Annotated in this window: 4 protein-coding genes; 2 read left to right on the top strand and 2 right to left on the bottom strand. The window is 43.8% G+C overall.

Annotated features, from left to right (window positions below):
- On the bottom strand, positions 1 to 3,464 hold a 3,464-nt coding region (hrpA, locus tag A3761_RS12315; RefSeq protein WP_068750284.1), incomplete at its 3' end, for an ATP-dependent RNA helicase HrpA.
- Between the two features lie 154 nt (positions 3,465 to 3,618).
- Between hrpA and A3761_RS12310 the strand changes: the two genes are divergently transcribed.
- Positions 3,619 to 4,092 (top strand): hotdog domain-containing protein, encoded by a 474-nt coding sequence (locus tag A3761_RS12310; RefSeq protein ID WP_068510682.1) that lies wholly within the window; start codon positions 3,619 to 3,621, stop codon positions 4,090 to 4,092.
- 16 nt (positions 4,093 to 4,108) lie between these two features.
- On the top strand, positions 4,109 to 4,663 hold the full coding sequence (gene syd / locus A3761_RS12305) for a SecY-interacting protein (protein ID WP_068554184.1): 555 nt from the start codon (positions 4,109 to 4,111) through the stop codon (positions 4,661 to 4,663).
- A gap of 26 nt (positions 4,664 to 4,689) precedes the next feature.
- On the opposite strand, the gene cysB is transcribed toward syd, so the two are convergent.
- Entirely contained in the window at positions 4,690 to 5,667 is a 978-nt protein-coding gene (gene cysB / locus A3761_RS12300; protein WP_068510261.1) for an HTH-type transcriptional regulator CysB, read from the bottom strand.
- Positions 5,668 to 5,709 lie beyond the last annotated feature (42 nt).

The raw sequence follows: 5,709 nt of genomic DNA, 5'->3' as shown, positions 1-5,709 counted from the left end.
TTAAGTATGTCGAAAACAAGAGCGCTGAACTCTTCGCAGATCTTAAGGAAATCACCCTTACCGCCCTGTAGACAAGCACTAAACTGCTCTGCATTGCGTGGAAGCTCTCCATTAAGGAAGTGCAAACATATTGCCGCAATCAGAAAGTCATCATAAAGTGCGCTGGCTTGCCCGACAGGTGCATAAAGCAAGCCTAGCTTTTGGTAGTTTTTAATCGCTTTTTTGAATTGCGAGCGAATACCTTGGAGCTCAAAGCTTAGTAATCGCGCAATTCCAATTCGCGTAATCGCCTCGGCACCTAGCTTATCATTACAATGAATGAGCCTGATGTGTGCTCCACAATCTTGAAGCGCCGGGTATTGCATCATTTCAATACCCGCTTGTTTTATTATCTGGGATTGTTTGAGCTCGCCAAAGTCCCAGGCAGTAATATCAACTTGTTTTTCAGGTCGGTTCTCTTCCAGTTTTGCGGCGTTTTTTGCCAAATGCTCAACTTTTTGCGAAAGCTTAACGAGGTCCCTACCCTGGTTAATCAGCCGGCCTCGCTCATCCAGCACTTTAATGTTAAAGCGCAGGTGACTGTCTAGTGACTCAAGATTCCAGGCCTCAATAGGAATAGATATGCTGCCTATAATTTTTAGCTCATCACTAAGAATCTCAAGCAAAGGGCGTGAACTAGCTTCAACCTTTGGCAGTATCTTGTCTACAACATCCGGCACAGGAACAAAGTGCTTTCGCAAAGTTCTGGGAAGCGTTTTGATCAGGTGGATGCATTTTTCACGAAGCAAGCCAGGAACTATCTTCTCGAGTTTATCTACAGTTAGCTGTTTTATTGCATTAATTGGCACCGAGATATTTACACCATCATCTTCAGCGCCGGGTTTGAACTGGTAACTCAGAGGAAAGCGTATGCCATTATTTTCAATATGTTCAGGATATAGGCCCGGATCGAATGAATCCGCATTTTCGCTGCGCAGCTGACCTTTTGTAAACCGTATTAGCTTTGAGTCAGCTTCGCTTGCTTTTTTTGCCCACTTTTCAAATGCAGCACCACTCACAATGTGTTCAGGTAAAGCCTTATCGTAAAGTCCGTATATCACCTCATCATCGACCAGGACATCTTTACGACGCGTGCGGTCTTCAATCGATTCCACTTCATCAATAAGCTTTAAGTTATGAGCGATAGCCTTATTTTTGGTGCGAAACTCTCTCTCTATGAGTCCGGTGCGAATAAATATTTCACGGCAAACTCCTGGGTCAATCTGGCTGTAGTTAACTGGGCGCTGAGAGACAATTTCAAGTCCGTATAAGGTCACCTTTTCTTTGGCAATTATTTGTGCCCTTTTGGCTTCCCAATGAGGTTCGGCATAAGAACGTTTTACCAAATGCTTTGCAAGCGGTTCTATCCATGCAGGATCGAGCCTTGCGTTATATCTGGAATAGACTTGTTGAGTTTCCACGATTTCAGCGGCAAATAACCATTTAGGGCGCTTTTTGTTTACGCCAGACCCGGGAAATAAGTGGAAACGTCGATTTCGACACCCTTGATACTCGCGTTTTTCTTCATGTTTACCGATATTGCCAAGCAAGCCGCTCAATAAAGCCTTATGAATAGAGTCATAAGAAGCCTCGCTATCATTTTCCTTGATGCCGATGCTTTTTAAAACGAGTAATAGTTGTCTATGTATCTCGCGCCACTCCCTCATACGCACAGCGGATAGGAAGTTTTTCTGGCAAAAGCGCTTTAATTGATTATTGCTTAGCTCCTGGCGTTTATCTTCAAAGAATTCCCACAACCGCAAAAAAGAAAGGAAATCTGATTCAGGGTCTTTATATTCCGCATGAGCCTGGTCAGCTGCTTGCTGCTTATCTGCAGGGCGCTCACGAGGATCTTGTATGCTTAAGCCGCTAACAATAATCAGCACTTCTTTTACTGCGTTTAAGTCCTGAGCGCTAAGCAGCATGCGTCCTAAACGAGGGTCTGTGGGAAGCGTCGCAAGTTTCTTGCCCAACGCTGTTAAGCGGTTGTTTTCATCGACGGCCTGCAACTCAAATAGTAGTTTATAGCCATCATTTAAAAGACGAGAGTCAGGTGGATCAATAAACTGAAAGTCTTTCACTGCCCCGAGTCCGGAGTCGATCATTTTAAGAATAACAGCCGCTAGATTGGTGCGCTGTATTTCCGGATCGGTAAACTCAGGTCGTGAAATAAAGTCGTCTTCACTGTAAAGTCGATAACAAATACCTTCAGCAATCCGCCCACAACGACCCTTTCGTTGATTTGCACTCGCTTGGGAGATTGACTCGATAGGCAAACGCTGTAATTTTGAGCGATACGAATAGCGGGAAATCCGCACGGTACCGGGGTCAATTACATAGCGGATACCAGGCACTGTAATTGAGGTCTCAGCGACATTAGTAGAAAGGATGATTCGTCTGCCAGAGTGAGGTTGAAACACCCTGCTCTGGTCTTTGGTACTTAACCTGGCATATAAGGGCAGTATCTCGGTGTCACGCCATTCATAATCATTAAGGGTCTTGGCGATCTCTCTGATCTCTCGCTCGCCAGGTAAGAAAACCAAAACATCGCCAACTTGCCAAGAGCGTTGGCGTTCTTCGTCTTGAATCTCCTCGACCACTGTAGCTATCTGCTCACCAAGAGATAACTCTTGTACATCTGCACCAATAGATGGGCGGTAATTCACGTCAACCGGATAACTTCGCCCTGAAACAGAAAATATTGGCGCGCCAGTAAAGAACTCCGAGAACCGGTCTACGTCGATCGTGGCAGAGGTAATAATGAGTTTTAATTCAGGTCTTTTCAGCAGAACGCGTTTTAAGTAACCGAGTAAGAAATCAATATTTAAACTACGCTCATGCGCCTCATCAATAATAATAACTTCATAACGATTTAAGTAACGGTCAAACTTGATTTCATTTAAGAGAATACCATCCGTCATGACCTTTATTAGCGTACTATCACTAACTTGATCGGTAAAACGAACTTGATAGCCAACCAGATCACCAAGCGGGGAATTTAGCTCTTCCGCTAATCTCGTCGAAACGGTGCGTGCAGCGAGACGCCTTGGCTGAGTGTGGCCGATAAGGCCCTTCCTTCCAAGCCCCGCTTGAAGACAGGCTTTTGGCAGCTGAGTCGTTTTACCTGATCCGGTTTCACCAGCAACAATTACAACCTGGTTATCCTTTATTGCCTTGCTAATGTCGTCAACTTTTTGGGAGACAGGTAGCTGAGGCGGGTATTTGATTGAAACCGGACGGTTTATTTTTTTACTTAGACGATCTTTAGATTCCTCAATTTCTTGAGTTAGCTTTTCAAGCTTTTCCTCTAGGGCGTTATCATCACCGTGTGATGAGAGTTGCTTGAGTCGTTTTTTAAAGTGACTTTGATCTTTGTAAGAACAGCTGGATATGGCCTGCTGAAGCTTTCTGACATCTAAGGGCATTAGATAAAACCTGGTTCAAAATAACAAAAAATAATAAAGCTAAGTTTTTGATTCGTACGGATTCTAGCCTATTCTAAATAGACGAACCTTAAAACTATTCTGTCAAAATTAGTTGTAAAGAAAATTAATTCAAAACTATAGAAGCTAAGAAGTTATGCGCGTACTTGAAAACATTACCTATGACGAATTAAGAGTCAGCGATTATGCCACATTTACTAAAACATTAAGTGATGAGAATTTGGTTTTATTTGCTGCGACTAATGGCGAAATGCCGCTGAGTGCTTTATCTGTCGATGCTGCGAAAAAGAATGTATATGACGATACAGTCGGCTATGGCATGTGGGCTAGCTCACTTATCTCAACCGCTTTCGACAAAGTCATTCCTGGGCCTGGAAGTATCTACCTGGACCAAAACCTAAGCTTTAAGCGAAAAGTAGAGCTGGGAGACACGCTGACGGTAAAGCTCACTGTACTCCAAAAGCTCGAAAACCATAGAGTGTTGTTTCAGTGTGACGTTAGTAATCAAGATGGTGAAGTCGTGGTAAATGGTGAGTCGACTGTAATCGCCCCAATTGATAAGATATCTGTAGACCAACAATCACTCCCACGAGTACACATCAAGAACTAGGCTTTATTAAATTATAATGGATAAGATTTTTTTAGCGCTCGATTCAATACTAACCCGTTACGAAAATCTTTTTCATAATGCTAATGAACTCGGCTTACCCTCTTTTCAATGCGACCCGATCTGGCCCTCGCCTTGCGCAGTTAGTATCGTCAAAGACTGTCATTACTGGCGCCATAAGGAAAAGAGATCAGGGAATATCTTTGCAAGCCTTGAAGATGCGCTCGAGACCAAATTCCATCCCGATTTCCACGCCTTCTTCGAAAGCTACTGGGCGAACGGAATGCGTGTAGAGCACCCTTTAGTTGATTTTGCGTTAATACAAACGTGGAACGAAGAAGATCAGGAGCGTCTAAAAGAAAATATACTCGGACACTGTTTCGCGAAGCTTAAGAACAAACAGAGCTTAACGCTATTTATCGGCTGCACCGACAGCAATGAAGTTGTAAGTATTGAAAATCATAGCGGGAAAGTCATTTTAGAGCGCCCAGGTCGAAAAGATTATAAAGAGTTGGCTGACAACCTTGAAAGTTTCTTGCTAGCCCTCAACCCTACAGCACTCGAGTACAACTAAGGCGCCTTCATGTTAAGCCATGCTTCTTAGTAGCGCGGGAGCTTAACATTTTCAAACATTTCTTGAACGTCCTGACGATGCATATGGCGGTAGCATGCTTCCTCGACAACCTTCTGAGTAAGATGAGGTGCAAACTGTTGTAGGAACTCATACATAAAGCCGCGCATAAAGGTCCCCTTCCTGAATCCGATATTGGTAACACTTGCCTCAAACAGTCGGTCGGTATCAATCGCAGTCAAGCCGACATCTTTTTGAGTGTCGTAAGCCATGGATGCTACGATCCCGATACCCAAACCGAGTTTCACATAAGTTTTTATGACATCGGCATCGGACGCAGTAAAGACAATATTTGGAGATAATCCAGCCTCTGAAAAGGCAGCATCAAGCTTGGACCTCCCGGTAAACCCTTTCACATAGGTGACAATCGGGAATTCAGCTAGCTTGGCTAATGTTATATCACTATCTGAAGCAAGCGGGTGATTGTTAGGCACGATAACGATTCTATTCCAAGAATAGCAAGGCATCATGATTAAGTCTGGATGATGCTCGAGCGCCTCAGTCGCAATTGCGAAATCCACGGTGCCATCTGAGGCAAGTTCGGAAATTTGAGCAGGTGTTCCCTGGTGCATATGCAATGAAACATCGGGAAAGCTATTCATAAATCGACTAATTACCGTCGGCAGGACATAGCGCGCCTGTGTATGTGTAGTAGCAATCGACAAGTCACCTTTGTGCTCATTATTAAACTCCTGAGCAATTTTTTTAATACTTTCGACTTCTCCAAGCACATCGCCAACAACTTTCAGTATCGCTTCGCCTGCGGGTGTTATCCGTGTTAGGTGCTTACCACTACGAGAGAAAATCTCTACCCCCAGCTCGTCTTCTAGCAAACGAATCTGCTTACTTATACCGGGCTGAGAGGTGTATAAGCTTTGTGCAGTTGCAGAAACATTTAAGTCGTGATGAGCGACTTCCCATATATAACGGAGTTGTTGTAATTTCATTATTATCTCCAGACAGGATCGGGTTACACCAAAATGATATAA

The sequence above is a fragment of the Oleiphilus sp. HI0123 genome, assembly GCF_001635315.1.
Note: the sequence above shows the minus strand (reverse complement) of the source record. Positions and strands in the feature narration are given on the sequence as shown.

Excerpts from the sequence above, each read along its gene's own strand:
- A3761_RS12310 (WP_068510682.1), top strand. The coding sequence starts at position 3,619 with ATGCGCGTACTTGAAAACATTACCTATGACGAATTAAGAGTCAGCGAT.
- syd (WP_068554184.1), top strand. The coding sequence starts at position 4,109 with ATGGATAAGATTTTTTTAGCGCTCGATTCAATACTAACCCGTTACGAA.
- cysB (WP_068510261.1), bottom strand. The coding sequence starts at position 5,667 with ATGAAATTACAACAACTCCGTTATATATGGGAAGTCGCTCATCACGAC.